Raw genomic sequence first — 25,273 nt, 5'->3', positions numbered from 1 at the left:
ATCACATATAGCGTTGCCACCATTTTATCGCCTAAAGTCATCTCTGCGAAGGTTCCAGCATGCTTRAAATTCTCTAAAATTTGCATCTTTTCACCTCTTTTTTTTATAAAGGAATATTGCCATGTTTCTTAGCAGGTCTCGTTTCTCTTTTAGACGCTAACATATCGAAGGCATCTGCAAGTCTTGGTCTAGTCGCTGATGGTTCTATGACATCATCTACAAAACCTCTTTCTGCTGCTTTATAAGGTGTTGCAAATTCATCTGTATAATCCTGAATCACTTTTGCTCTTGTTGCCACTGGATCTTTAGCATCTTTAATTTCGCCTCTAAAGATGATATTAGCAGCACCTTGAGGACCCATTACTGCGATTTCAGCAGTTGGCCATGCAAGGACGAGGTCAGCACCTAAGTGTCTTGATCCCATTGCAATATAAGCACCACCATAGGCTTTACGAGTGATTAAAGTGACAAGTGGCACTGTTGCTTCAGAGTAAGCGTAAAGCATTTTTGCGCCATGTCTGATGATGCCACCGTATTCTTGTCCTGTGCCTGGCAGAAAACCTGGAGTGTCTTCAATGGTGAGAATCTGGATATTGAAGGCATCGCACATTCTGATAAAACGCGCTGCCTTATCAGAGGCATTGATGTCGAGACAGCCCGCTTGAACACTGGGTTGATTTGCGATAATACCAGTAGAATGACCGTTAATTCTTGCGAGGCAAGTGATGATATTCTTTGCATAATGTGGCAAGTATTCCATGTAGTCTTCTTGATCCACCAAGGATTTAATAATGTTGAACATGTCATAAGGTTTGTTAGGACTGTCTGGAATAATGCTGTTTAAGCTTTCATCCATCTGATTTGGATCTGTATCCGTTTGAAAAACAGGCGCGGTTTCCATATTATTGGAAGGTAAAAAGCTCAACAATCTTCTAATTTCAGTAATACAGGCTTCGTCTGTTTCAGATATAAATTGAGAGACGCCACTGACCGAGTTATGTGTCATAGCGCCGCCAAGTGCTTCTGCTGTAACATCTTCCCCTGTAACCGTTTTGATCACTTGTGGTCCAGTGATAAACATTTGAGAAGTTTTATTCACCATGAATACAAAGTCTGTAATGGCTGGGGAATAGACAGCACCACCAGCACATGGGCCCATAATGGCTGTGATTTGTGGAATGACACCAGATGCCAACGTATTTCTAAAGAAAATATCACCATAGCCCTTAAGTGCATCGATACCCTCTTGAATTCGAGCGCCACCGGAATCGTTAATCCCCACGATTGGTGCGCCTACTTTTAATGCGCCATCCATTGCCTTACAGATTTTTGCCGCATGCATTTCACCAAGTGAGCCTCCAATAATGGTGAAATCTTGGGAATAAGCATAAACCAATCTGCCATCCACTTTGCCATAACCTGTAATGACCCCTTCTGTGGGCGCTTCCGTTTGCTCCATACCAAAATTGGTGCACCTGTGTTTAACAAATGCATCCATTTCTACAAAAGTCCCTTCATCAAATAGCAAATGAATACGCTCTCTTGCTGTGAGTTTGTTGTTATCATGTTGTTTCTGAATTGACTTTGCACCTCCGCCAGCCATTAATCTTTCTTTATTCTTTTTAAGCAGTTCTAACTTCTCACTCAAATGAATACCTCCTTTAGCTTTATTTGTGCATAAAATAATGATTGACTCTAAAGAATCAATCATTATATATGCATTGTACCATTGTCAAAGCAAGTGCAATATAACCTTTTTATATACAATATAAAATATCTAAGTGCAATATAACATATCTATATACATTATAATATATTTATATACATTATTTTATATGGGCACTTTACAAAAATAGTTTTATGAACATGTAACCAACTGACGGACATAACAAACTGCCGAGGCCTGTATAGAATGTTGCCGTCATTGCACCGTATGGAACTAATTTAGGATCAGTTGCCGCTAAACCACCAGCAACGCCGCTTGTCGTTCCAATTAAACCGCCGTAAACCATGGCTGTGGTTGGATTGTCGAGTTTGATTGCTTTCGCTATAAAAGGCGTAATAATCATCGTAAGAACAGATTTAACCACGCCAGCAGCGATAGAGAGTGCAATGACTTCTGAACTTGCACCTAGAGCTGTTCCTGTAACTGGACCGACAATAAAAGTAACCGTTCCTGCGCCAATCGTTGCAACGTCCACAGGATCGTGATAACCCATTACATATGCAATCACTGAACCTACAATAAAGGAGAATGCAACACCTACTAAAAGTGCAACGGCACCAGGGAGCCCCGCTTTTTTAAGATTTTCAAGTTTAGCACCAAATGCCGTAGAAATAATGGCAAAGTCTCTAAACATTGCGCCTCCTAATAACGCAAATCCTGAAAAGTAAGTGATATCTGCAATGCCTTTTGAACCCCCTGTAACTTTGCCCGCTATAAAAGCGAGAAGTAATGCAACAACAATTGCAATTGCAGAACCCATTCTCTTTTGACCAATAAGGTTAGCAAACCAATAAGAAACTAACATAATCAAAGCAACTGCCCCAAAAGCACCTACCAAAGGAAATTTTGTAAATAACGTAGAAATGATTTCTAATATCATAATAGCCCCTCCTTATTTTTCGAATTCTTTTGAGCCCAACTTGCCAATGAGTGGCACTAAAAACATAGAACCTATAGTCGCAACAGCCCCTGCTACAAAAGCGATGGCACCACCAGTAAATGCGGCTACAACATTTTGAATCCCTGCCATGGCAATAACAATAGGGATATAGAGTGCACTTAAAAGATAGATCCCATTTTGGGTTTTTTCGGACCAACCGCCTTTTTTTTCTTCCACATAATTACTTAACAAAATGAGTATTAGCATTGCAAAGCCAACGCCACCAACATTACCTGAAATGCCAAGCGCTTCACCGATGAAGTAGCCGATAAATGAACCCACGTACATACAAAATGCAACGATACCTAAACCATAAATCTCCATATTGCCCCTCCTTTTAAAAAACTTGATTTGCTTTAAGTTGCTCTAATTTTTCATCTGAATAATTTAACAGTTCTTTCAATATTTCAAATGTGTCTTCTCCGAGTACAGGTGCAGCCTTATTTATAGACCCTTGTGTCTTACTCATTTTGATCGGTATGCCAGGAATATGTGTTGTGCCTGCAACTTTGTGCTCCACTTCAACGATCATATCTCTAAACTTGACTTGTTCATCTTTTGTGATCATCTCGATGTTATTAATCGGTCCACAGGGGATGCCCGCTTTGGTTAAATCGACATACCATTCATCTGTAGACTTTGATTTCATAATAGTGCCAAGGATGGGTCTCAATTCGTTGTAGTTAGCAGTTCTCTGAGGATTTGTACAGAATCTTTCATCGAGGATCAGTTCCTCATGGCCAATCTCAGCACAATATTTTTTCCAGAGGTTATCATTCCCGACAGCGATCATGATTTCGCCGTCTGATGTTTCAAACGGTTCAAAAGGCACAATAGACGCATGCTTATTGCCTGCGGGCTTTGGTGATATGCCCGTTGCAAAGTAACGTGAAAGGGCATTTTCGAGAATCGCCACTTGACAGTCAAGCATGGCTACATCTACTTTTTGACCTTCACCAGTTGCATTGAGATGATTCACGGCAGCAAGTATGCCAATTGCTGTAAATAAGCCAGCAGTAATATCACCGATGGATGGGCCGACTCGAGTCGGTTTTCCACCGAGTTCTCCTGTAATACTCATGATGCCACCCATAGCTTGCACGACACCATCATATGCTGGACGAGCGCTATAAGGACCAGTGTGCCCAAAACCTGAACTTGCAGCATAGATCAATTTGGGGTTGATTTCTTTAAGCACATCATATCCAAAACCCAATTTCTCCATTGTTCCTGGCTTGAAATTTTCAACGACGACATCAACCGTTTTAATGAGTTCAAAAAAAATAGTTTTAGCTTCTGGATTCTTAAGGTCTAATGTCATACTTCTCTTATTTCTGTTAATGCTCATGAAGTAAGCACTTTCGCCATGTATATAGGGTCCGAATTGTCTTGAATCGTCCCCTGTTTTAGGGGATTCAATTTTGATGACATCGGCGCCTAAATCGGCTAGAACCATTGTACAATAGGGCCCAGCAAGTACTCTTGTCATATCGAGTATCTTTAATCCCTCTAATGCTTGTTTCATAAACGCCTCCTATTTTAAAATTAGTTTTACACAAGTTAATAACGCAATATGGATGCCAATGACTTCATGACGAGAAACGTTGAAATTTCAATATAGGTATTCTTTAGAAAACAAAATAAGCGGTAACAATATTATCAGCACTGATAATATTGTTACCGCTTATCTATCTTGAGTAGGTTCATTAATTTTTTTTTTCACTAACAACTCATTTTTTATGATCGATTCGATATGCCGTATTTGTCTATTTTACGTCTAAGAGTCAATCTTGAAATTTGAAGTGCTTCAGCCGCTTTTGTGATGTTCCAATTGTATTGGGATAAAGCTCTTAATACGGCTTCGTGTTCAGCGAGTTCTAAATGACTGAGATGTCCTTTCCCGTTTGAATCCTCATCACTGAGTTCATAGGGGAGTTCATCCATGGACAATTCGTCCGAATCACTTAAAATCATAAGGCGCTCTATGATGTTTTTAAGTTCTCTGATATTACCAGGCCAACTGTATTTATGAAATAATGCGAGCATGTCTGTTGAAAGACCATGGACGTTTTTGCCTAAAAGTTGATTGTACATCTGAATAAAATGAGCGATAAGGATCTGAATATCTTCCTTGCGGTCTCTCAGTGGTGGCACATTAATCGGGATGATATTTAATCGATAAAATAAGTCTTTTCTAAAATTATTGGCTTCAACTTCTGCCAATAAATCCTTGTTTGTTGCAGCGACCACCATGGCATTAAAGGCAATTTCAGAATTACCACCAATTCTACGATAGTTTTTTTCTTGTAAAACGCGCAATAATTTTGCTTGAAGCTCAATATCCATATCCCCGATCTCATCTAAGAAAAGAACGCCATTTTCAGCGTACTCCAGCAGACCAATGCGCTGATTTTTGGCATCAGAAAAGGCCCCTTTTTCATGTCCAAAGAGCTCACTTTCCTGTAAATGTTTTGGAATGGCAGCACAATTAATGGCTACAAAAGGCTTATCAGGCGTACAAATCGCATGAATTTGTTTTGCGACCAGCTCTTTACCCGTACCACTTTCACCGTTTATTAAAACGCAAGTCCTAAATTGGACTTTAGAAAGCTTCTTGAGCTTCGTTATGATCGCAGCAATTGCGCTGGATTCACCGATAATTTGGTTGGGCGTCTCATTAGAATTCTTGAGAAGTGCTTTTTCTTTTATATAGCTGTCCAATTGTTTAATGGCATTGAGCATTTCTTCAAGCGAAAAGGGTTTTGTAAAATAGTCATGTGCACCGAGTTTCATAGCTTGAACAGCGAGTTTTACTTCGCTTAAATGTGTCATCATAATTACCGTACAATTTTCATTTTGCTGTTTCATTTGCTTTAAAACTTCGATACCTGAAATATCGGGCAATTTTATATCGAGGATCACCAAATCCACATTATGATTTCTAAAGAGGGTTAAGCCATCGGTACCATTTTCAGCACTCAAGATGATGGCATCCAGTTTCTTTAGCCCTAAAGTGAGTGAAATACGTATGCTTTTTTCATCATCGATCACGAGAATTTTCATTGAATTAATCCTTCTTAAAATTTATTTTAAAAATGGAGCCTTTTCCCACTTCGGATTCTACAGTGAGCGTACAGCCATTTTCCTTTAACGCGTTATACGCGATAAACAGACCTAATCCTGTGCCATTTTCTCTTGTGGTGTAAAAAGGATAGAAGAGTTTTGAAATGACTTCTTCGCTCATGCCCTTGCCGGTATCTTCAATTGACAAAGTCACATGCTTTTCGCTCTCCGTAATGACAATGATAATAGACCCTTTATCCTCTATGGATTGACTTGCATTTTTTAAAATGTTGATTAAGGCCTGTTTGATGCTTCTAGATTCAAGTGTTAGAATTATGGGATCACTTGGTATATTTTTAATCAATCTAATGCGCTTGGTATCCATTTCACCTTTTAACAAATCTAAACTGCTCTTAATGATTTTGATGAGATCAACAGGTCCCTTTTGTAGATTAGAACTTCTCACAAAGTCGAGAAAGTTGATGACCAAGATGTTGAGATCGTTAACTTCTTCACTGAGTAAATCCAACACTTCTTTTTGTGTACCCGCATGGATTTCTTTATCTTTCAAAAGCTCGATCAGATTTGCCATGCCAGCGAGAGGATTGCCGATATCGTGAATAATTGAAGCGGATAGCTCTCCTATTGTATGAATTCGATCTTCTTTTCGAAGTTCCTGTTCGAGAATTTTCATGGCTGTAATATCTCTGAATTGTAGCACGATCCCAAGATAATTGCCAGAGGGGTCGATTACTCTTGAGCAGGTATAACTGATGGCGATGCTTTTATTTGGCATTGCCGTCAAGGTACTTTCTAAATCAGTTACTTGTTGATCGTAATGAATGACATTTAAGACTTCTTGTTTCACATTTAACTTTAAAGTTTCTAGAATTTCAAAGAAATCATGGCCAATTGTCGATTCTTGACTTAAACCTGTTATTTTAGTGGCCTGTGCATTAAAGATCGTAATTTCATATTCGGAATCTGCAACGATGATACCACTGTGTACACTGGCTAAGATGTTTTTAAGATATTGTTGAATTCTATTTTCACTTATTACAGAACTTTCAAGTTCAGATAAATTGTTTTTCAGATTTAGCCCCATTTCCACAAAGGCGTGGCTGAGTTCTAAGAGTTCGTTGCTGTCAGAATCATTGGCGTTGACACTAATGCCTTCATTGTATTTTAAAGTGGTTGGCAGAGCGCGAACTTGCTGGACCAACTGTTTGATCGGCAATGTGATCCATCTGGCTAGAACTAAACCCATTATGAGCGCAAACAGCAACACTGCGGTTTGAATGATCACCAGTTGGTTTGTTGAGTCTAAAATTTCTTGATTCACCGTACTCTTATTTTGCTCGACGACAATCATCCAATTGTAATCTTTTAAAAAGGTGATAGAGGCATAGTAATCGTCATCTCCAATTTTATACCGAGTGTTTATATTGTGGTGGTTTTTTAAAATATCCAAGATTTCAGGACTGTGATCATAGGCTTTTATGCCTAAATGCGACACTGGAATGAGTTCTTGATCGATATGGTAATCCGGATGTATAACAATTGCTCCAGAAGCATCTGTGATCCAGAGTTTGCCGTTAAAGCCGAGTTTGACATCTTCTAGTATTTTTTCAATATTGCCAAGGGGAATACCAGCACCGATTAAGCCCACGATTTCATCCGATTTGTTTTTGACAGGTGCGGCTGTTATGAAATGCGGTTTGCCTAAAACGCTACTGACGAGCAACTCGCTGATGGTGGATTCATTTTCATCGCCCATGATATCCCAGTAGTAGTCCCTATCCGTATAGAGTCTGCCTTGAACGTTTTCGTTGGAAGGTTTTGAAAAGACCATCTGCGCTTTTTGATTCATGAAGAAAATCAAATCAAAATATTTAAAATTGTCATAGATCCTAAAAATTTCGCTCTTAATCTGGTCTAAATCACCACTACTTTGAGAGGAAAAGTTCGCGGCAGTAATGACGGTATCAATTGCATTTTCAAGATAGAGTGACAATTCATTGGAGATCATTTCAGAGATAATCATATTCTTAGATTCGATATTGTCCTCAAGTTTATATCTAAAGATGAGTTGCAAAAATAATCCGGTCACTAAGACACAGATCAGCGCGAAAATTGAAATGAAGAAAGGAATACGAAACTGAATGCTATTTCTCTTTAAGGATAATTTCTTCATGTGGTATGCCCTCTTCTTTCTTAAAATATGAGTTTATAGCCGAAGCATCACTGCTCGGAAATAAACTCCAAATCTGTTAAGTCTTCATAGCTAAAGTTTTTTTGGATTAGCCCCCCTGCCTTCATCCACTCTGATGTCGCCTCAAAAGTATTTTGGTCAGGGGCCTTCACATGTTCGAATACTGGCATTTCAAACTGGTCAGCCAATACGGGAGGGAAACCTAATTCATTTATTAAAAGGTCAAAATAGGCTGAACTAGGGGTTGCGTTAAGATAATCTACAGCTTCATTATAGGCTTCATACAGTGACTTGATGCTCGCAGAATTTTCAGCTATAGCGGTGTCAGAAACTATAAAAATGGCTGGGTATAAGCCCATTTCTTCAGTACTGCCGATTAAAGCACCGCCTTCAAGCATAGCGGCTAAGGCCAGTGGATCTGGTAAGGTAGCCCCTTGTAATTCACCTGCTTTAAGCATTTCAAGTCTCACTGGCATTTGCGGTATCGCAATTTTTTTGAGCTTAGAAGTGAACGATTTGGATACCGCGATATTTTCAGTGGCAAAATCAATCACTGTGTTGGAAGAAAGTCCAATGGAGAGTGATTCTGAAGCCATAAAATCAGCACTTGTCAAACTGGGCGAAGTGATCAACTTATAGTTGCCATAAGTATCCCCGATCATTTTAGCACTGAATCCCGATTCGTTATAGAATAGGATCGTAAGCATATCCGCCATGACACCGTCTAGATTACCTGTTTGAAGTGCGGTATCTCTGTCTAGGGCACTTCTGAAAACTGTGATTTCCACAGGTAAGTTTCTACTTTTAAAAAAGCCTTGTTCTCTAGCGATGATGAATGGGATGGCACCCACATCAGACATGACCCCAATCCTCAGTGTTGGTAAGAGTGCTTCTGTGGTTTTCTTAGCGGCAGCGGTATTTTCGTCAACACCTTTGGCTTCACAACCAGATAAGGCAAAGAGCATGACCGCTATCAATAGTAAAGATAATAAACGTTTCATTCAATTCCTCCTACGCAGTTCTCTATGATTTCTATTTTTTTGCTTCACTGCCTCTACATTTTAGCATATCTATGTTGAGGTGACTAGTTTACAGAATCGTCATACAACTATAGTTTAGTTGACACTAGCGTTTAAAATAGCTACAATTTTAAGTGAATTGGAGGGTTTGGTATGACATATAGAGATTTACCAAAATATTTACAAGCTTTAGAAGCTCGGCATTTAATCGATACGATTGAGGTCGAAGTTGATCCTGAACTTGAGATCACAGAAATCGCAGATCGCGTATCCAAACAATATGGAAAGGCCTTGAAATTTACGAACGTAAAAGGATCGCCTTTCCCGCTTGTGATCAATACCATGGGGACCTATGAGCGTTTGAACTTGGGTCTAGGTGTGTGTTCGCTTGATGAAATTGCGGCGCAAATTGAAGATTATATGGACCTAAGCGCATATGTGACGTTAAAGGGCAAAATAAAATCGATTCCTAAATTGGCACCGCTGCCTTTTATATTCCCGAGGAAAGTAAAACATGCACCGTGTCAAGAAGTTGTCGAAGAACCGAATCTCAATCTTTTACCCATTATAAAATGCTGGCCTCAAGATGGTGGCAAGTATATCACATTACCGCTTGTCTTTACGAAAGATCCAGAGACGGGTCAACAAAATGTGGGCATGTACAGACTTCAGGTTTACGATGAGAAAACCACAGGGATGCACTGGCATCTCCATAAAGATGGCAAGGTCATATATGAAAAGTATCGCAGATTGGGTAAGAAAATGCCGGTTTCAGTGGCCATTGGATGTGATCCTGCGACCCTCTACGCTGCCACAGCACCACTGCCTAAGATGATAGACGAAATGATCTTTGCAGGGTACTTAAAAAGAAAGTCAGTAGAACTTGTAAGATGTCTTACAAATGATATTTTAGTGCCTGCACATGCAGAATTTATACTTGAGGGATATGTTGATTTAGAAGAGCGCAGACGCGAAGGCCCCTTCGGAGATCATACGGGTTATTATTCGTTGTCTGATGACTATCCTGTATTTCATATAGAGAAAATGACACGTAAGCAGAATCCAATTTACCCGACGACCATTGTTGGTAAGCCGCCGATGGAAGATTGCTATTTGGGGAAAGCCACTGAGCGGATTTTCTTGCCTCTTATGAAGATTCAATGCCCAGAACTTGTTGACCTCGACTTCCCGCTTGAGGGCGTTTTTCATAATTGTGCGATTGTTTCCATCAAAAAGGCATTTCCGCTACACGGCAATAAGGTCTTGTATGCACTTTGGGGAATGGGCCAGATGATGTATACCAAGATGATCATCGTGGTGGATGAGACTGTGGATGTTCATGATTATAAAGCAGTTGTCATGGCCATGGCGCATCAGGTTACAAGGACCAATCATCTGGTGATTTCTGAAGGGCCGCTTGATGCGCTGGACCACGCTTCTAATAGAGCCTTTCAAGGGTTTAGACTCGGTATCGATGCGACACAGAAGTTGCCGCTTGAACAATCAGATGGAAAATTTAATCAGATGGATTTTGAGTTTATTATGTCCAATTGCGTTGAAATTCTCCCCTTCTCTAAAGACAAAGGGCTAAAAGCACAAGCGTACTTGAGTTCAAAATCGAAGGATCTGAATTCAAAACCTGTTGTCATTCTAATCGACGAATGGATTGATCCGACGGATTATTCAACGGTATCGTGGAAGATTTTCAACAACATAGACCCTATGCGTGATTTGATATGCATAGAAAAAACGGACGGGACTCTCTTTGTGGGATTAGATGCCACAAAAAAAGGACCGGAAGACGGGTTGATGAGACCTTGGCCAGATGATATCGAAATGAGTGCTGAAATCGTAGAAAAAGTGAATCGCAGGTGGTCAGAATATGGCTTTAAATAATAGGATGGGTCAACTTAAAAGCAAACTTAAGACATATGGCGAACTTGTGATGTTTTCGCATACGTTATTTTCTCTTCCCTTTGCGCTTATGGCGATGTTCCTCGCGGCAGATGGACTGCCTTCGGGTGACTTGATTTTCTGGATCATGCTCGCCTTATTTGCAGGCAGAAATGGCGCCAATGCACTGAATCGCTATGTCGATTCAGAATATGATGCCAAGAATCCAAGGACGGCGCATAGACATATTCCCTCAGGAAGTGTTAAACGCAATGAAGCACTTTATATTACAATCGCTTGCTATATTTTATTTGTATTTTCAGCAGCTCAGATCAATGGTGTGTGTTTTTTACTATCCCCTGTTGCTCTGGGCCTTTTTACCTTGTATTCTTATACCAAAAGGTTCACTTGGCTCTGTCATGTGATCTTGGGCATAACATGTGCAGGTGCCCCTGTTGGCGCTTGGCTTGCTGTGACTGGACGCTTTGGTCTGGTGCCGTTTCTATTTGCGGCAATCGTAACGCTTTGGGTTAGCGGTTTTGATATCATCTACGGGACACAAGATATAGAATTTGACAGATCAGTAGGGCTTTTTTCTATCCCAGCGCGTTTTGGTTATCATGGAGCACTATGGATTGCAAGGCTATTTCATTTTATGATGTGGATCCTACTGATTGCGCTATATTTTATAACGAATTTGGGTATTGTATATATGATAGGCGTGATTTTAAGCGGTATTCTTTTGGTGCTTGAACACTACATGGTAGAACCTTCTCACCGTGAAAAGATGAATTTTGCTTCATATCATATCAATCAAATCATATCGATGTTGTTACTTTCTGTGACAATGATTGACGTCTTTATATTTTAAATGGGGCACTTGATTAAATGAGGAGGCATTATGAAAAAAATAATTGTTGGCATTACAGGTGCCAGTGGCAGTATATTCGCGCATAGAATCATAGAGTCTTTATTGTCTCTGGGTCATGAGGTGCATTTGGTGGCGACATCAAATGGTGAAAAGGTCTGTGCATACGAGTTGGATCAATCGTTTAAGACTTTAGTAAAGCATTATCAAAGTCTTTCTAAAAATGAAATCGCTCAAAATGCAAGACTCTTTGTCTACGATAATGAGAATTTATTCTCGCAGATTGCCAGTGGTTCCTTTAAAACGGATGCCATGGTGGTCGTCCCCTGCAGTATGGGGACACTTGCAAAAATTTCACTTGGACTATCTGAAAATTTATTGACCCGAGTCGCTGATGTGATGATCAAAGAACAGCGTAAACTCGTACTGGTTACGCGCGAGTCACCACTTTCCCCTATACACCTTGAAAACATGCTCAAACTCAGCCGCCTTGGCGTTCAGATCATGCCACCTGTTCCTGCATTTTATAACAAACCACAGACACTTGCCGAAAGCATTGATATGAGCGTTGGCCGAATTTTAGAAACACTTGATGTAGAAAACCCACATCATAAAATATGGAGAAATGAAAATGAAATCTGATTTAGTCATGGTTGTAAAAGACCTATCGGTTCACTATCCCAATAGATCCGCACTTCACAAAATCTCGCTGGACATCAGAGCGAATGACGCCTATACGGTATTAGGGCCTTCGGGATGTGGCAAGACGACTCTGCTCTATGCCATAGCAGATTTATTATCTCCCAAAGCGACTGTGGAAGGCTCGCGAATCGCAACGAGACCTCTTAAAAAAAGTCTTGTCCTTCAAGACTATGGCCTTTTTCCGTGGAAGTCCGTGCTTCAAAATGTGTTGCTTCCTATTGAACTTGAATCCCTTAAGGTTGAAAATGCGCGTGAACGTGCGATGTTTATGTTAAAACATCTTAAATTAGAGGCACACCTAGAAGATTTTCCATCGACATTGAGCGGGGGGCAAAAACAACGCGTTGCGCTTGCCCGCTCATGGGTTGTAGAGCCCGATTTATTGCTTATGGATGAACCGTTTTCATCTCTAGATGCACTGACAAGAGAGCAGCTTCAAGAAGATGTACTGTCCATGTTCAATCAATCCAAAATGAGCATGATTACAGTGACGCATAGTATAGAAGAAGCTGTGCTTTTAGGACGGCATATTCTCATTTTATCTGATGAGGGGACTTTGAGTCATGTGCTATTAAATCCCACTTTTAATATGGCATTCGCAAGAGAAAATGAAGCCTATTATGAGCAATGTATTGAAATCAGAAAGCTTTTAAAGGAGGATCAATATGAAAAAACAGCCCCTCCTCTATAGTTTGGTTTTAATTCTAATCCTATGGCAGATTTCAACTTGGATTGTCCATAAAAACTTCTTACCATCCCCTGCTTTAACGGGTCAGTACATGGTGATTCATTTTAGCTTGCTCATAAAACATATGAGTGTCAGCCTTTACAGAATATTAGTCGCAATCGTCATCACTGTGATCTTAGGGAGCACCGTAGGCATTCTCACGGCACGAAGTGAAGTTTTAGACCGCGTGGTAACCCCACTCCTCTATACCCTTTATCCTGTGCCTAAAATCGCATTTTTGCCACTTTTGATGCTCTTATTGGGTTTGGGAGATGCTTCAAAAATAACACTTGTGGCTTTGATTCTCTTTTTTCAAATCGTCATTTCGGTTAGAGACAGTGTAAAGGCGATTCATCCTTCCTATTTTATTGCCATTAAATCGCTGGGTGCTAAGTCAAGTCATATCTACAGACACGTGATTGTGCCTGCAATTTTACCCGCCCTTTTTACATCGCTTAGAATTAGTGTCGGCACCAGTATTTCGGTCTTGTTCTTTGCAGAAAACTTTGCTACGCAATACGGCATCGGCTTTTTTATCATGGACAGTTGGTTGAAACTCGATTATGCCGCTATGTTCGCAGGGATCGTCACCATTAGTTTTATGGGGAGCGCGTTGTTTGGCTTACTGGATTGGACGGAGTCAAAGCTCTGTCGATGGGTCCCTAAAGGTTGAGGGCGCTTTACTAAAGCCCCCTATTAAAATCAAAATACAGCCTATGAAAATGCCGATGAGTAAAGCTTGAGCAAAAAAGAGCAGAGCTCTCATATCTAAATAGAGTTGAGCAAAGGTTGAAGGGGCGTTCAGTGCTGATGACCATTTATGGCTATGCCAAAACAAAAAAAATTCGATTGAACTCAAAGCGAGGTTCACCTCTATTTTAGAGTACCACAGAAATCTGTAGTTTTCCTGAAGTATTAATGATTTTGTAAGGGTGGCATTGAGAGTAAGCGTAGGCATAGAAGCATTAAAAAGCAGGCATTGGTTAACGTAATATCATTATGTCAACCAATGCCTGCTTTAGCATATTTGTTTGCGGTTATAATGCTTCAAATTCCTTTTGCACTTTTTTAGAAAGACTCAACAAAATCAATTGATGCGATTCATCAATTAGCTTTTTAAGCAATTCATCTGGGACAGACCCTTCAAGGTAAACAGAGTTCCAGTGCGCTTTGTTCATATAATAACCTGGAATGATATCGGGGTAAGTTTCACGTAAAGCGAGGTTCTCCATAGGATTTCCTTTTAGAGTGATGATGGGTTTGCCTGTTTTATCGCCGCCCACCATGGCGAACATTTTACCACGGAGCATATAGCGGTCTACTCCCCACTCTAATTTAAAATCATGCTCGCAGCCCTTCTTCTGACTGCAATAATCGTTAAGCCAGGGATAATTCATTTTGCACCTCCAATTAATTACTTCTTCACAATCATTTTAACGCTGCCTTTTTTAATGACATCTATGCCATAGCGTTTGATTAAAACATCAATGACAGTCTCCCCTTTTTCATTGACTAAGTCCTTTGCAATTTCAATTTCTTTATCTTGATGTAGAACAAAGTATTGAGTCACAGGAGATATAAGCCAGTGACGCAGGTGAATTTCTTTTATTTCAACGATTGGAATGACTTTACGTCCATCTCTGCTGACTAAGACAAGGTGATCGTTATCTATTTCGTATTGCAACTTACTGCGCCATTTGATTAAGAACATGACCAATATAATCGTTGGTAATCCAAAGATGATGCGCTGGTCCACATTTGGGAGTACCATGCTGATGAAAACTGGTAAAATGAGTATAATCCCGATAATGGCGATATTCTTGATTTGATTAGGTTTGAAAATCATAGGTTCCTCCAAAATTAAATTGATACTCTAACGGACTATAAAGTTTAAAAACATTTAAACTTGTATTTTTGAGCGCTGAACAGCAAATACGCCTAATAATATGATGATCATAGAACTTACCATTTGAATGGTAACGGGTTCGTTTAGAATGAAAAAACCAAGAATCATGGCGACCATAGGATTTATGTAGGCATAAGTACCTGCTTTCGTTGCGGGCCAGTGTGCAAGGACATAAATATAGCTGCTATACCCCACGATGGATCCAAAGACGATTAAGTACGCTAAAGCCATTAAGCTAGAACGTGACAGCGTAAGTCTTGAAAGTTCGCCTGCTAATACGGAAATGATCATGAGGCCGATGCCACCGGAAAGCATTTGAATACCGATGTTGTTAACGATAGAACCCTCTGATACCACCATTTTAGAATAGACAGAGCCTAAGGACCATAGAAAAGTGGCAAGTAAAATAATGCCGACATATGTGGGATTCATGCCCTGATGTAAGCCACTAGGTGTAATTAATCTATAGACGCCATAAAAACCAATTAATAAGCCAAAGTAGCCCAATTTGCTAAGCTTGACGCTGCGAATTAACAAGCGCTCAAGAAGTGCTATGAAGAGAGGCATCGTGGCAACCATCATAGAGGCTACCCCTGAGTCAACCCATTGTTCAGCATAGACAATAAGACCGTTACCGCCTAAAAGCATCAAAATGCCCACAATGGATAACCCTTTAATGGACTTGAATCCTTTAGGAAACGGCAACCCTTTTAACTTGGCATAGGTTAACATGATGCTGCCTGCAATTAAGAAACGAGATCCCGCAAAAAACATCGGGGGCATATCTGTAACACCTATCTTAATGGCTAAATATGTCGAGCCCCAGAAAAAACAAACCGCTAAATAGGCCATAAATACTTTATTTTTCACCTGATCCTCCTGCACTTATAAATAAACCTGAATGTCCCGAACGTACTTTCGATTACTATATATCATAACGTATTGCCAAACAATCATCAAGTATTTTAAGCGCTCTTTTGTGGACGATTGTCTATTTTATGATTATAATAAAAAGGAGTTTATAAAATAGCAAACGACAAGGTGGCAATAATGACAATTCTAACAATAGAAAATTTATCAAAGAGCTATGGTGAAAAACCACTTTTTACGAATATTTCATTTTCAATCAATGATGGTGATAAAATAGGGATTATCGGTGTAAATGGTACTGGCAAGACGACACTCTTAAGGGTTCTATATGGTTTAGACACACCCGACACGGGGCATATTCTCAGGAAGTCGGACTTGACGGTTGAGTATTTGCCGCAAGATCCAGAATTTGACCCTGAAGCAACCGTTATAGAGCAAGTCTTTAAAAGTGATACGAAAGTGCTTAAAATCGTTCAGCAATATGAAGCGGTTTTAGAAGCTTTAGATGAAAACCCAGAGGATGCAAAATCTCAACTTAGACTTTCAAAGTTAACGGAAGAAATGACCGCGCATGACGCTTGGGAGATTGAAAGCAAAGTTAAAATGATACTCACAAAGCTTGGCATTCACCGTTTTCATGACAAAATGGCCATTCTTTCAGGAGGGCAACAAAAAAGGGTTGCCTTAGCCGCCGCGCTCATAACTTCATGTGATCTTTTGATTCTCGATGAACCCACCAATCACATGGACAACAGCACGATTGATTGGCTGGAGGAACATTTAGAAAATCGAAAAGGGGCTCTTTTAATGATTACCCATGATCGTTACTTTTTAGATCGTGTTGTGAATAAGACGATTGAACTCGATAAGGGCGTCCTATTCAGCTATCAGGGGAATTACAGTTATTTTGTTGAAAAGCGCATCGAACGTCAAGCCATGGAAAATATCGTCGAGCGCAAAAGACAGAATTTATACAAGACTGAACTCGCTTGGATGCGTGCAGGTGTTCAAGCGAGGAGCACTAAAGCAAAGGCGCGTATTCAAAGATTTGAGATTCTTGAAGATAGTAAGAAAAATTTAGATATGGACAGTCTAGACATTCCCCTAGGACAATCCAGATTGGGTAAAAAAGTCATCGAAATCGAGCACTTAAATAAACAATTCGGAAATTTAATTGTCGTTAATGATCTGTCTTACACGGTTCTCAGGAACGATCGCATTGGGATCATTGGTGATAATGGTGCTGGAAAATCGACTCTGCTTAAGATGATCGCAGGCTTTCTCGAGCCAGATTCAGGGCTCATCGATATCGGGCCTACCGTTAAGATCGGTTACTTTGAACAAGGTACGGACGACCTAGAAGACGATCTCAGAGCAGTGGAATACATTCGAAAACATGCGGAGTATATTGAGACCAGTACAGGCTACAAGATTTCAGCAGCGCAAATGATGGAACGCTTCCTCTTTGATAGCGATTTACAATGGAGTTATATCAGCAAGCTATCAGGGGGTGAAAAAAGACGTCTTTACCTTTTGAGAATTCTTATGGAAGCGCCTAATGTACTGCTTCTGGATGAACCGACGAACGATTTGGATATCGATACCTTGAAAGTGTTAGAATCCTATATTGATGATTTTGATGGCGCTGTTATTTCAATCTCCCATGATCGTTACTTCCTCGACCGAACCAGTGATCGTATTTTTTCGTATGAAGGCAATGGCAGAATCATTGAACATACTGGAAACTATACTGACTTTACAGAATTTAAAAAGTCAGAGGCTTATCAGGTCTTATCCCCGATCTCGCCAAATGAGTCAAAAGGTGCAGAGAAAAAGACATTTGAAGATAAGCCAAGACAAGCTAAACTCAAATTTACTTTCAAAGAAAACAAAGAGTTCGAAATCATTGAATCTGAAATCGAAGCACTTGAAAGTGAACTTGAAACACTTGAATCTGAAATGATGACATATGCTCATGACTTTGTGAAACTCAATAAGTTGATGGCAAGTAAAGCGCAATTAGAAGCGGATTTGCTTTATAAAATGGAGCGATATGAATACCTCTCTGAACTCTATGAAAAAATTAGAAACCAATAAAACGAATGCTTCACAATAAAGACACCCTGTTCAAAAAGGATTAATCAAAATCCGATTAGAGAACAGGGTGTTTTTAAATCTTCTATTTTTTAATCTTCTATTTTTTAATCTTCTATTGTAGGTTTAACATATTTTTTAATCAATCTGATGGCCCTACTTTGAGAGATGTTTAGAGCCTTGGCAAGTTTATAAGAACTTTTACTGGCGTCATAACAGGCTTTAACAATGGCACCTTCATACAGTGAAACAATATGATCCAGATCGATGTCATCCATTTTAGGGGCAATATCCACCAGCATTGAAGGTGGTAGATCTGAGACTTGAATGACGGTCCCTGTGGTCATTAAGACGAGATTGTGAATCAAATTTTGAAGTTCGCGTATGTTGCCCTGCCATGTGTGATGTTTTAAGTGCTTTAGCGCATTTGCAGTCATTTTTTTCTCGACACTGTAATCTGAGGCGTATTTGTTTAGAAAGTACTGTACCAAGCTATCGATGTCCTCTCTGCGTTCTCTTAAAGGTGGCAGCTCTACTGAAACGACACTGAGCCTATAATAGAGATCCTCCCTGAACAGTTTTTCATGAACGCGTTCTAATAAGTTTCGGTTCGTTGCGACAATGATCCGAGTGTCTACAGAACACAATTTGTCACCGCCAACTTTTGTAAAGCTTTGTTCTTGTATAAATTGAAGTAATTTAGATTGCATGAGGATGGGAATTTCGCCGATCTCATCTAAAAAGAGTGTCCCTTTATCCGCGAGTTCAACCAAGCCCTTTTTACCCTTAGCTTTTGCCCCTGTAAAAGCCCCCGATTCATATCCGAAGAACTCGGATTCAAATAATTCATTGGGTATAGCAGAACAATTTATGGTGATAAAGGGGCCCTCGACGCGATGGCTTCTCTGGTGGATTAATTTAGCAATCTCCGTTTTACCTGTGCCCGACTCTCCTTGTATCATAACCGTCGCCATTGTAGCGGCGATTCTCTCTATCGTTTCATATAATCTTGTCATCGTATGGCTTTTAAATTGATGGAGTGATGGCTGAAAAACATTTTGTTTGCGAATCACATCAATTTCCTGCTTGTATCGATCCAATTGATCTGTCTGAGTGGTCATATCGCGTTTGAGTTGCTCAAGTTCTGTGATATCTCTGGTGTTTGCCACAACAAATTCGATATCCCCTTGACGATTGACAACGGGGGTTGCAGTGATCATTAAATTTATGCCTGTGACGGTTTTTTGTGGAAGCGTGCAAGGCTTTTTAGACTTTAAAACTTCTGTTATAGGCGTTTGATCAGAATAGCCATTCTCCACGAGATACATAGCGGTCTTCCCCATTATTTCTTCACGTTTCATCCCATAATTTCGCTCGAAAGCTTTGTTGCAATATATCGTTTTACCCTCATGGTCAGAAACCCATATTTCATCGTGTGATGTTTCTAAAATTCTTTTATAAAAGCAGTCATGATGCGCTATATTTTTCATGTGATCACTCCTTTCAAGTCAATTATAACTTAAATATAAATATATTCAAGTCAAAAACAACTTAAATGTACTGTTTTTAAGACGATGCAAATAGAAAATAAGTCAAAAGAGACTTAGTTCTAATGAACTGGGAAGGAACCGGTTGAGCATTTGGAATGTGTGTAAAACAGATTTATTAAAACATTGGGTGAACGGAGGCCAAGCGCATTGGCATATATTTTGCTAAAGGAATAGGCGGCATAAAATAAACCACACATCACTGTAAATGGCATGCGGGTTGAGAAATGAGGTTAAGATGACATCTTTTAATAATGGGTATATCAGCGTTGCAATAGCCGCTGTATTCTGGGGGACAATCGGTCTCTTTGTTAAAATTCTAAGTGGTATGGGCCTTTCCGTTGAAGCGATCGTCTTTACTAGACTGTTTTATGGGGCTCTGATTTTGGCGGTTATAATGACACTTAAGTCTGGAAATTGCTTTAAAGTGGATTTAAAAGGGCTTCTGATGATGGGGTTCATGGGTATTTTCACTCAGGCTGCTTTTAATCTGATTTACTTTAAAACGATTGAGATTATTGGCGTGGCGTCAGCAGCGGTTTTACTCTATGTAGCCCCTGTTTTAATCACAATACTATCGTGGCTGATTTTTAAAGAAGTTTTAAACCCTTTTAAAAAAATAGGCCTTGTTGTTTGCTTGTTAGGCGCGTTTATGGCAATAACAGGGGGTCATCTGGCGGCACTTCATATGAATCAAAAAGGGATCTTGCTAGGTTTGCTTTCGGCGGTTATTTATGCGATGCTCTCCATCACAAGTAAAATTGCAATTGAGCGTTATGATCCCTTGACGGTTATTTTTTATAGTTTTGTATTTGGAACAGTGGCGATAACGCCATTCGTCCCTAGCCATGATTTTGTAACGCTGTTTTCAAAGCTGGATATCATGGCTTTGTCTGTGACGATGGGACTTGTTCCAGCTGCATTTGCTTATTTTTCATACTTCAGAGGTCTTGGTCAAAAAATAGATCTTTCCATCGTGGGGATCATTTCTACATTGGAATTATTGGTTTCAGTGCTGATTGGGCGTTTGTTTTTAAATGAGTCCATTACGATGCTTAAAACGGTAGGGCTATCTCTAATCGTCCTTTCTATTTTTATTTCACAGTATCAAGGGCATAAGGTGAAAAAGAGCGTGATTTAAGTGTTTGGAGACTGTGAACACCTCTGCATAAGTGGATATAAGTTTTCTATCATATGGATTATTTTAGTGAGGCTCTCGATGACGTGAGCCTCTTCTTCATAGGAAAAACAAACTCTAAATTGATTATTGCCGTTGATGCTGCTATAGCAATGTTCACCCAAAAGCACTGTAATGCTTTCGTCGGTCATGAGTTTGTAATACAAGAGCTTGCAGTCAAAAATAGGTGGTAAAGTCATCCAGAGGACCAATCCGCCATGTGGATAAGCCACTTTGAGATATGGGGGCGCTATGGCATCAATATGTGCTTTTACACGTGTCATAAGTGCTTTCAACTCATGTCTCACCCAAATCAAATGTTGTTTATGCGCCACAGCGCCAAGGTATGATGACACAATAATTTGACTGAGCAAAGGTGCACTAGAATCAATACTCGATTTGGCATTGACTAATTTTTGCCTCAGTATGGGGTCCGTAATAATCGCAGAGAGCTTTAATGAAGGCCCTAATGTCTTGCTGAATCCAACGAGGTATAATACTCTCCCCTCGTCGTCAATGCTCTTAAGTGGCCGTTCCAAGCGATCGTAGTATAGATCCCCCCACGAGTCATCCTCAAGCACTAAAAAGTTGTGTTCCCGAGCGAGTGCGATCACCTCTTGAAGCACATCAAATCGTGCAGAATACCCTGTAGGATTATGAAAATTCGGCATGGTATAGAGCAGTTTAACGGGGTGTTTTTCGCAAATCACCAAAAGGGCATTGACATCGATGCCTTTAGGCGTCATTGGCACTTCTAAAATCTGAGCGCCCCTACTTTTAAAGACGTCTATCGCACCTGGAAAAGAGGGAGACTCAATTACAACCACATCACCATGTGCAATGAAGGTTTGTGCAATCAAGTTGATACCAGATTGAGAGCCACTTGTGATGACCACATTTTCAGAGCTGGATTCAATCCCTTTGTCCACTACATACTGACAGACTTTCTCGATCATAGCGGGATACCCCTCTACTGGAGGGTGCTTGATCATTTTTTTTAGGTCATACTGCATTAGGAAGTGATCCATTATATATTGTGTGGGTAAAAATCTTTCATGTAAGGAAGCCGTTCCAAGATTGTAGCTTGTTGAATTTTTATAGCGGAGTGTTCTCTGCGTAAAGCCCGCTCGAACCACATAATCTTGAATTTTATCTTGCCACTGGCCGTTAATCAGCTCTGTTTTTTCTTCTAATATGAACTTATTGTCTGCTACAAAGCTGCCCTTGCCTTGAATTTTATAGATTAGGCCTTTATTTTCAAGTTGTTCATAGACTTTTACAACGGTCATAGGACTGATTTCAGATGATTTTGCCACTGTTCTAATAGAGGGCAGTGGCGTATTGGATGTCAGTATCCCAGAGGTGATACGGTTTTCAAACTCATCATATAACTGCTGTTTTAAGCTCGTTTTGCTATTGCGATCAAGGGTTATTTTCATAGGTCTCTCCTGACGATTACGATGAATTTGAGGGCACACTTCTATTATAATACAAACTGTTCTACTGTTCTATATGAAAAAAGTAAAATTGTTCTACTTTATTTTTGACTGTTCTATACGCAAGCCCTTATAATAAATTAAAGTTTGAATGATCAAGCAAGCGTTAGATTAAACGGAGGTAATGAATGAACGTTAAAAAAATGAGCATGAGAATTATGAGACTCTTCTTTGGCATTTTTCTTTATGCACTTGGTATTGTGATTTCCATGAGAGCGGATATCGGCATTGCGCCGTGGGCAACTTTTCATCAAGGCATATCCAATGTGATTGGAATTACTTTTGGACAAGCGACCATTGCTGTTGGGATTATCGTTTTGGGGATCAATTATTTTATGGGGATTAAGATTGGCTTTGGTACAGTGGTCAATGTACTTGGCATTGGTTCCATCGTAGATTTTTTATTAAGCAATAACATCGTTCCCAAAATGACAACACTTTCAGGTGGCGTAATCATGGTGGTGCTTAGCATGTTTGTCATTTCGCTTGCGACCTTCTTTTATATGGGCGCTGGCTTTGGAAGTGGCCCTCGAGATGGCTTAATGGTTGGACTCGTTAAAAAAACCAATAAAAAGGTGGGGCTCATTCGAAGCAGTATCGAAGTCACAGTCCTTATTATTGGTTTTATGTTAGGTGCGAAGGTCGGTATTGGCACATTGATACTTGGTGTGGGTATAGGCCCAATCGTACATTGGACTTTCAAGACACTCCATTTTGATGTTAAAAGTATTGACCATCAATACCTATCCTTAAAGTTTCAACTTTGATAGTGCATCTGCAAGCGGTGAGACGTATTCGGAATTCTTCTTTTGCTCCTGAAGATATTTCTGTACGTCTTTTTGATTGCCTTTATTCTCAGCTTCTTTTCGGCGTTCATTAAAGGCGGACATTTTTTCTTTATGGCCACATGGACAGACGAAGAGTTGTGACTCCCCTGTGCCTCTGAGTTCTAGTTTTTTATGGCAGTTCGGGCATCTTGCATTGGTTACCCTAGATATACCACGTCTATAACCACATTCACGATCTTGACAGACGAGCATCTTGCCCTTCTTGCCACTGACTTCAAGCATGAATTTACCACAGTCAGGACATTTTTCTCTGGTGAGATTGTTGTGTTTAAAAGTTTCTTGACTGTTTTTGATATCTCGAACACTCTCTTTTGAGAACATTTTGATATCATTTATAAATTGCTCTTTTTTGAGCTTGCCTGTGGCAATTAGTTCAAGTTTTTGTTCCCAATCTGCGGTGAGTTCTGCTGATTTGAGCACTGGTGGCACGAGCTGAAGCAATTGTTTGCCCTTAGAGGTAATTTGGAGGTACTTTCCGCTTTTTTCAATCAAAAAACTATTAAGCAATTTTTCGATGATATCCGCTCGGGTTGCAACAGTGCCTATGCCGTAGGGCATATTTTTGATTGGATGCTCCATCGCTGTAAGGAGCGTGCCCTCAGTAAATAAGGGCGGTGGTGAAGTGACGCCTTTTGTCAGATGAACACCGTTGATATTAAGCGTATCCCCTTTCTTGAGGCTCGGTAAAATTTGTTCTTTAAGGGAATCGTCGGCGACATCGTCTTCATAGTAATTGTTGTAGACTTCTTTCCAACCTTGTTTTAAGATGACTTTGCCTTTTGCTCTGAACTTTTCCTTCTCAATGGTCACGACAAGACTTGTCTGCTCATATTCAAAGGGTGGCAATAGGACCGCAATGAAGCGTTTGACCACAAGATCATAAATTTTGCGTTCATCACTGGTCAGTTTTGAGAGATTTACGGCTTGTTCCGTGGGAATGATGGCATGGTGATCAGAAACCTTAGAATCATCCACAAAGGCTTTTGAAACGAGGATAGGTTCTTTAGTCAGCCTAAAGGCAATCTTTGCCACATCGCCATTACCACAGGCTTTAAGCCTATCTTTCAGAGTAGCGACGATATCTTGTGAAATGTATCTGGAATCTGTACGTGGATACGTTAAAATTTTATGTTCTTCATATAGTTTTTGCATCAGATTTAATGTTTCTTTAGCAGAAAAATTGTATAATTTATTCGCATCTCTTTGAAGTTCTGTCAGGTCATACAATCCGGGAGAATAGGTCTTCTTAAGTGATTTTTCAACACTTTGAACCGTGCCATTTTTGTTTTTTAAAGTATTTATGAGCGTTTGGATTCGATTTTCATCAAAACTCTGCGCATTGTTCTTTTCATCAAACCATGTGAGTTTTAAACCGTTTGAAACGGCACTGATGCCATAGTAATGCTTGGCATTAAAGTTTTGAATTTCATCGCCTCTTTTGGAAATCATGGCAAGGGTTGGCGTTTGGACTCTACCACAGGAGAGTTGTGCATTGAATTTACACGTCAATGCGCGCGTGGCATTCATACCGACATACCAGTCTGCTTCAGAACGCGCTCTTGCTGAAGCGTAAAGCAACTCATAGGCTTTCCCCTCTTTTAACTTTGAAAAGCCTTCTTTGATGGCCTTGTCCGTTACAGAAGAAATCCAAAGGCGTTTAATGGGCTTTTTAAAATTTATTTTTTCAAGGATCCATCTTGCAACCAATTCGCCTTCACGACCGGCATCTGTTGCGATGACGATTTCACTGACATCTTTTCTCAGAAGGATTTCTTTGACGGCTTTATATTGTCCACCCGTTTGCTTAATCACTTCAAGTTTTAAGGGACTTGGTAGCATTGGCAAATCTTCAAGTTTCCAGCTGGCGTACTTTTGGTCATAGGTTTCTGGGTCCGCAAGGGTGACTAAATGGCCAAGTGCCCAAGTGACGATGTACTTGTCCCCTTCAATACAACCATTTCCTTTTTTGTTGCAATTCAGTACACGGGCGATATCTCGCCCAACAGATGGTTTTTCAGCAAGTACTGCTATTTTACTCATGTTTTTCTCCTAACATTGGTTAAATTTATAAATATCGAAAATAATCTATAGTAATGATATACTTATACTGAGGATCAAAGCGTATACTCAGTTCGCTTCGCTACCTTCGTAACCCTTGCGCAATCCTATTTCATCAAGGGTTATA

Annotated in this window: 21 protein-coding genes; 8 read left to right on the top strand and 13 right to left on the bottom strand. The window is 40.0% G+C overall.

Annotated elements, in window-relative coordinates:
* Positions 1-103 precede the first annotated feature (103 nt).
* The 7 genes from F3D3_RS15350 to F3D3_RS15320 all read right to left on the bottom strand — a co-directional run bounded on the left by F3D3_RS15350 (position 104) and on the right by F3D3_RS15320 (position 8,942).
* Positions 104-1,603: a carboxyl transferase domain-containing protein gene (locus tag F3D3_RS15350; protein WP_069875341.1), complete on the bottom strand. Its 1,500-nt coding sequence runs from the start codon at positions 1,601-1,603 to the stop codon at positions 104-106.
* A 241-nt stretch (positions 1,604-1,844) separates the two neighbouring features.
* Entirely contained in the window at positions 1,845-2,606 is a 762-nt protein-coding gene (gene madM / locus F3D3_RS15345; RefSeq protein ID WP_069875322.1) for a malonate transporter subunit MadM, read from the bottom strand.
* Positions 2,607-2,618: 12 nt separating this feature from the next.
* Positions 2,619-2,990 (bottom strand): malonate transporter subunit MadL, encoded by a 372-nt coding sequence (gene madL / locus F3D3_RS15340; RefSeq protein ID WP_069875320.1) that lies wholly within the window; start codon positions 2,988-2,990, stop codon positions 2,619-2,621.
* 13 nt (positions 2,991-3,003) lie between these two features.
* Complete coding sequence (locus F3D3_RS15335) at positions 3,004-4,191, bottom strand: CaiB/BaiF CoA-transferase family protein (RefSeq protein WP_069875318.1); 1,188 nt, start codon at positions 4,189-4,191, stop codon at positions 3,004-3,006.
* A gap of 212 nt (positions 4,192-4,403) precedes the next feature.
* Positions 4,404-5,729 carry a sigma-54 dependent transcriptional regulator gene (locus F3D3_RS15330; RefSeq protein WP_069875316.1) on the bottom strand — a complete coding sequence of 442 codons (1,326 nt, stop codon included), beginning with the start codon at positions 5,727-5,729 and terminating at the stop codon, positions 4,404-4,406.
* A 4-nt stretch (positions 5,730-5,733) separates the two neighbouring features.
* The gene (locus F3D3_RS15325) at positions 5,734-7,923 is read right to left on the bottom strand and encodes a PAS domain-containing sensor histidine kinase (protein ID WP_069875314.1); all 2,190 of its coding nucleotides are present in this window, start codon (positions 7,921-7,923) and stop codon (positions 5,734-5,736) included.
* 47 nt (positions 7,924-7,970) lie between these two features.
* The gene (locus F3D3_RS15320) at positions 7,971-8,942 is read right to left on the bottom strand and encodes an ABC transporter substrate-binding protein (protein WP_069875313.1); all 972 of its coding nucleotides are present in this window, start codon (positions 8,940-8,942) and stop codon (positions 7,971-7,973) included.
* Between the two features lie 171 nt (positions 8,943-9,113).
* Here F3D3_RS15320 and F3D3_RS15315 point away from each other — a divergent pair, with 171 nt between their 5' ends.
* Genes F3D3_RS15315 through F3D3_RS15295 form a run of 5 tightly spaced genes read left to right on the top strand, consistent with a single transcriptional unit; the run spans position 9,114 to position 13,823 of the window.
* A complete protein-coding gene (locus tag F3D3_RS15315) occupies positions 9,114-10,856 on the top strand; it encodes a menaquinone biosynthesis decarboxylase (RefSeq protein ID WP_069875311.1) in 1,743 nt (580 codons plus the stop codon).
* Positions 10,843-11,724, top strand: coding sequence for a UbiA-like polyprenyltransferase (locus F3D3_RS15310; RefSeq protein WP_242877150.1), 882 nt, complete (start codon positions 10,843-10,845; stop codon positions 11,722-11,724). Before F3D3_RS15315 ends, F3D3_RS15310 begins: the two co-directional genes overlap by 14 nt.
* A gap of 30 nt (positions 11,725-11,754) precedes the next feature.
* The gene (locus tag F3D3_RS15305; protein ID WP_069875309.1) at positions 11,755-12,363 is read left to right on the top strand and encodes a UbiX family flavin prenyltransferase; all 609 of its coding nucleotides are present in this window, start codon (positions 11,755-11,757) and stop codon (positions 12,361-12,363) included.
* Positions 12,353-13,114, top strand: coding sequence for an ABC transporter ATP-binding protein (locus F3D3_RS15300; RefSeq protein ID WP_175438400.1), 762 nt, complete (start codon positions 12,353-12,355; stop codon positions 13,112-13,114). Before F3D3_RS15305 ends, F3D3_RS15300 begins: the two co-directional genes overlap by 11 nt.
* Positions 13,089-13,823 (top strand): ABC transporter permease, encoded by a 735-nt coding sequence (locus F3D3_RS15295; RefSeq protein WP_069875306.1) that lies wholly within the window; start codon positions 13,089-13,091, stop codon positions 13,821-13,823. The genes F3D3_RS15300 and F3D3_RS15295 overlap by 26 nt, the downstream gene beginning before the upstream one ends.
* Positions 13,824-14,187: 364 nt before the next feature.
* Here the strand turns inward: F3D3_RS15295 and F3D3_RS15290 are convergent, their stop codons facing one another.
* From F3D3_RS15290 to F3D3_RS15280, 3 genes are read right to left on the bottom strand one after another with little or no spacing between them, the layout of a single operon-like run.
* On the bottom strand, positions 14,188-14,547 hold the full coding sequence (locus tag F3D3_RS15290; protein ID WP_069875305.1) for an MmcQ/YjbR family DNA-binding protein: 360 nt from the start codon (positions 14,545-14,547) through the stop codon (positions 14,188-14,190).
* Positions 14,548-14,564: 17 nt separating this feature from the next.
* Positions 14,565-14,996, bottom strand: a complete 432-nt coding sequence (locus F3D3_RS15285) for a hypothetical protein (RefSeq protein WP_069875303.1) — start codon at positions 14,994-14,996, stop codon at positions 14,565-14,567.
* A 54-nt stretch (positions 14,997-15,050) separates the two neighbouring features.
* Positions 15,051-15,926, bottom strand: a complete 876-nt coding sequence (locus F3D3_RS15280; RefSeq protein WP_242877149.1) for an EamA family transporter — start codon at positions 15,924-15,926, stop codon at positions 15,051-15,053.
* A 180-nt stretch (positions 15,927-16,106) separates the two neighbouring features.
* Between F3D3_RS15280 and F3D3_RS15275 the strand changes: the two genes are divergently transcribed.
* On the top strand, positions 16,107-18,023 hold the full coding sequence (locus F3D3_RS15275) for an ABC-F family ATP-binding cassette domain-containing protein (RefSeq protein WP_069875301.1): 1,917 nt from the start codon (positions 16,107-16,109) through the stop codon (positions 18,021-18,023).
* Positions 18,024-18,127: 104 nt separating this feature from the next.
* Here F3D3_RS15275 and F3D3_RS15270 read toward each other — a convergent pair whose 3' ends face one another.
* Positions 18,128-19,510: a sigma-54-dependent Fis family transcriptional regulator gene (locus F3D3_RS15270; RefSeq protein ID WP_069875298.1), complete on the bottom strand. Its 1,383-nt coding sequence runs from the start codon at positions 19,508-19,510 to the stop codon at positions 18,128-18,130.
* A gap of 295 nt (positions 19,511-19,805) precedes the next feature.
* On the opposite strand from F3D3_RS15270, the gene F3D3_RS15265 reads away from it, so the two are divergent.
* Positions 19,806-20,708: a DMT family transporter gene (locus F3D3_RS15265; RefSeq protein WP_069875296.1), complete on the top strand. Its 903-nt coding sequence runs from the start codon at positions 19,806-19,808 to the stop codon at positions 20,706-20,708.
* On the opposite strand, the gene F3D3_RS15260 is transcribed toward F3D3_RS15265, so the two are convergent.
* Positions 20,705-22,183 (bottom strand): PLP-dependent aminotransferase family protein, encoded by a 1,479-nt coding sequence (locus F3D3_RS15260; RefSeq protein ID WP_069875294.1) that lies wholly within the window; start codon positions 22,181-22,183, stop codon positions 20,705-20,707. The genes F3D3_RS15265 and F3D3_RS15260 overlap by 4 nt on opposite strands.
* 185 nt (positions 22,184-22,368) lie before the next feature.
* Here F3D3_RS15260 and F3D3_RS15255 point away from each other — a divergent pair, with 185 nt between their 5' ends.
* Positions 22,369-23,007 (top strand): YitT family protein, encoded by a 639-nt coding sequence (locus F3D3_RS15255; RefSeq protein ID WP_069875292.1) that lies wholly within the window; start codon positions 22,369-22,371, stop codon positions 23,005-23,007.
* On the opposite strand, the gene F3D3_RS15250 is transcribed toward F3D3_RS15255, so the two are convergent.
* On the bottom strand, positions 22,990-25,128 hold the full coding sequence (locus F3D3_RS15250) for a DNA topoisomerase III (protein ID WP_069875290.1): 2,139 nt from the start codon (positions 25,126-25,128) through the stop codon (positions 22,990-22,992). The genes F3D3_RS15255 and F3D3_RS15250 overlap by 18 nt on opposite strands.
* Positions 25,129-25,273 lie beyond the last annotated feature (145 nt).

The sequence above is a fragment of the Fusibacter sp. 3D3 genome, assembly GCF_001748365.1.
GTDB lineage: Bacteria > Bacillota > Clostridia > Peptostreptococcales > Acidaminobacteraceae > Fusibacter_A.
Note: the sequence above shows the minus strand (reverse complement) of the source record. Positions and strands in the feature narration are given on the sequence as shown.

Bases quoted from the DNA above. Each gene is read 5' to 3' on its own strand.
- F3D3_RS15275 (WP_069875301.1), top strand. From the start codon at position 16,107: ATGACAATTCTAACAATAGAAAATTTATCAAAGAGCTATGGTGAAAAA.
- F3D3_RS15310 (WP_242877150.1), top strand. From the start codon at position 10,843: ATGGCTTTAAATAATAGGATGGGTCAACTTAAAAGCAAACTTAAGACA.
- F3D3_RS15260 (WP_069875294.1), bottom strand. From the start codon at position 22,183: ATGAAAATAACCCTTGATCGCAATAGCAAAACGAGCTTAAAACAGCAG.
- F3D3_RS15305 (WP_069875309.1), top strand. From the start codon at position 11,755: ATGAAAAAAATAATTGTTGGCATTACAGGTGCCAGTGGCAGTATATTC.
- F3D3_RS15350 (WP_069875341.1), bottom strand. From the start codon at position 1,603: ATGGCTGGCGGAGGTGCAAAGTCAATTCAGAAACAACATGATAACAAC.
- madM (WP_069875322.1), bottom strand. From the start codon at position 2,606: ATGATATTAGAAATCATTTCTACGTTATTTACAAAATTTCCTTTGGTA.
- F3D3_RS15300 (WP_175438400.1), top strand. From the start codon at position 12,353: ATGAAATCTGATTTAGTCATGGTTGTAAAAGACCTATCGGTTCACTAT.
- F3D3_RS15255 (WP_069875292.1), top strand. From the start codon at position 22,369: ATGAACGTTAAAAAAATGAGCATGAGAATTATGAGACTCTTCTTTGGC.
- F3D3_RS15270 (WP_069875298.1), bottom strand. From the start codon at position 19,510: ATGAAAAATATAGCGCATCATGACTGCTTTTATAAAAGAATTTTAGAA.
- F3D3_RS15290 (WP_069875305.1), bottom strand. From the start codon at position 14,547: ATGAATTATCCCTGGCTTAACGATTATTGCAGTCAGAAGAAGGGCTGC.
- F3D3_RS15295 (WP_069875306.1), top strand. From the start codon at position 13,089: ATGAAAAAACAGCCCCTCCTCTATAGTTTGGTTTTAATTCTAATCCTA.
- F3D3_RS15330 (WP_069875316.1), bottom strand. From the start codon at position 5,729: ATGAAAATTCTCGTGATCGATGATGAAAAAAGCATACGTATTTCACTC.
- F3D3_RS15325 (WP_069875314.1), bottom strand. From the start codon at position 7,923: ATGAAGAAATTATCCTTAAAGAGAAATAGCATTCAGTTTCGTATTCCT.
- F3D3_RS15320 (WP_069875313.1), bottom strand. From the start codon at position 8,942: ATGAAACGTTTATTATCTTTACTATTGATAGCGGTCATGCTCTTTGCC.
- F3D3_RS15315 (WP_069875311.1), top strand. From the start codon at position 9,114: ATGACATATAGAGATTTACCAAAATATTTACAAGCTTTAGAAGCTCGG.
- F3D3_RS15250 (WP_069875290.1), bottom strand. From the start codon at position 25,128: ATGAGTAAAATAGCAGTACTTGCTGAAAAACCATCTGTTGGGCGAGAT.
- F3D3_RS15335 (WP_069875318.1), bottom strand. From the start codon at position 4,191: ATGAAACAAGCATTAGAGGGATTAAAGATACTCGATATGACAAGAGTA.
- madL (WP_069875320.1), bottom strand. From the start codon at position 2,990: ATGGAGATTTATGGTTTAGGTATCGTTGCATTTTGTATGTACGTGGGT.
- F3D3_RS15285 (WP_069875303.1), bottom strand. From the start codon at position 14,996: ATGATTTTCAAACCTAATCAAATCAAGAATATCGCCATTATCGGGATT.
- F3D3_RS15265 (WP_069875296.1), top strand. From the start codon at position 19,806: ATGACATCTTTTAATAATGGGTATATCAGCGTTGCAATAGCCGCTGTA.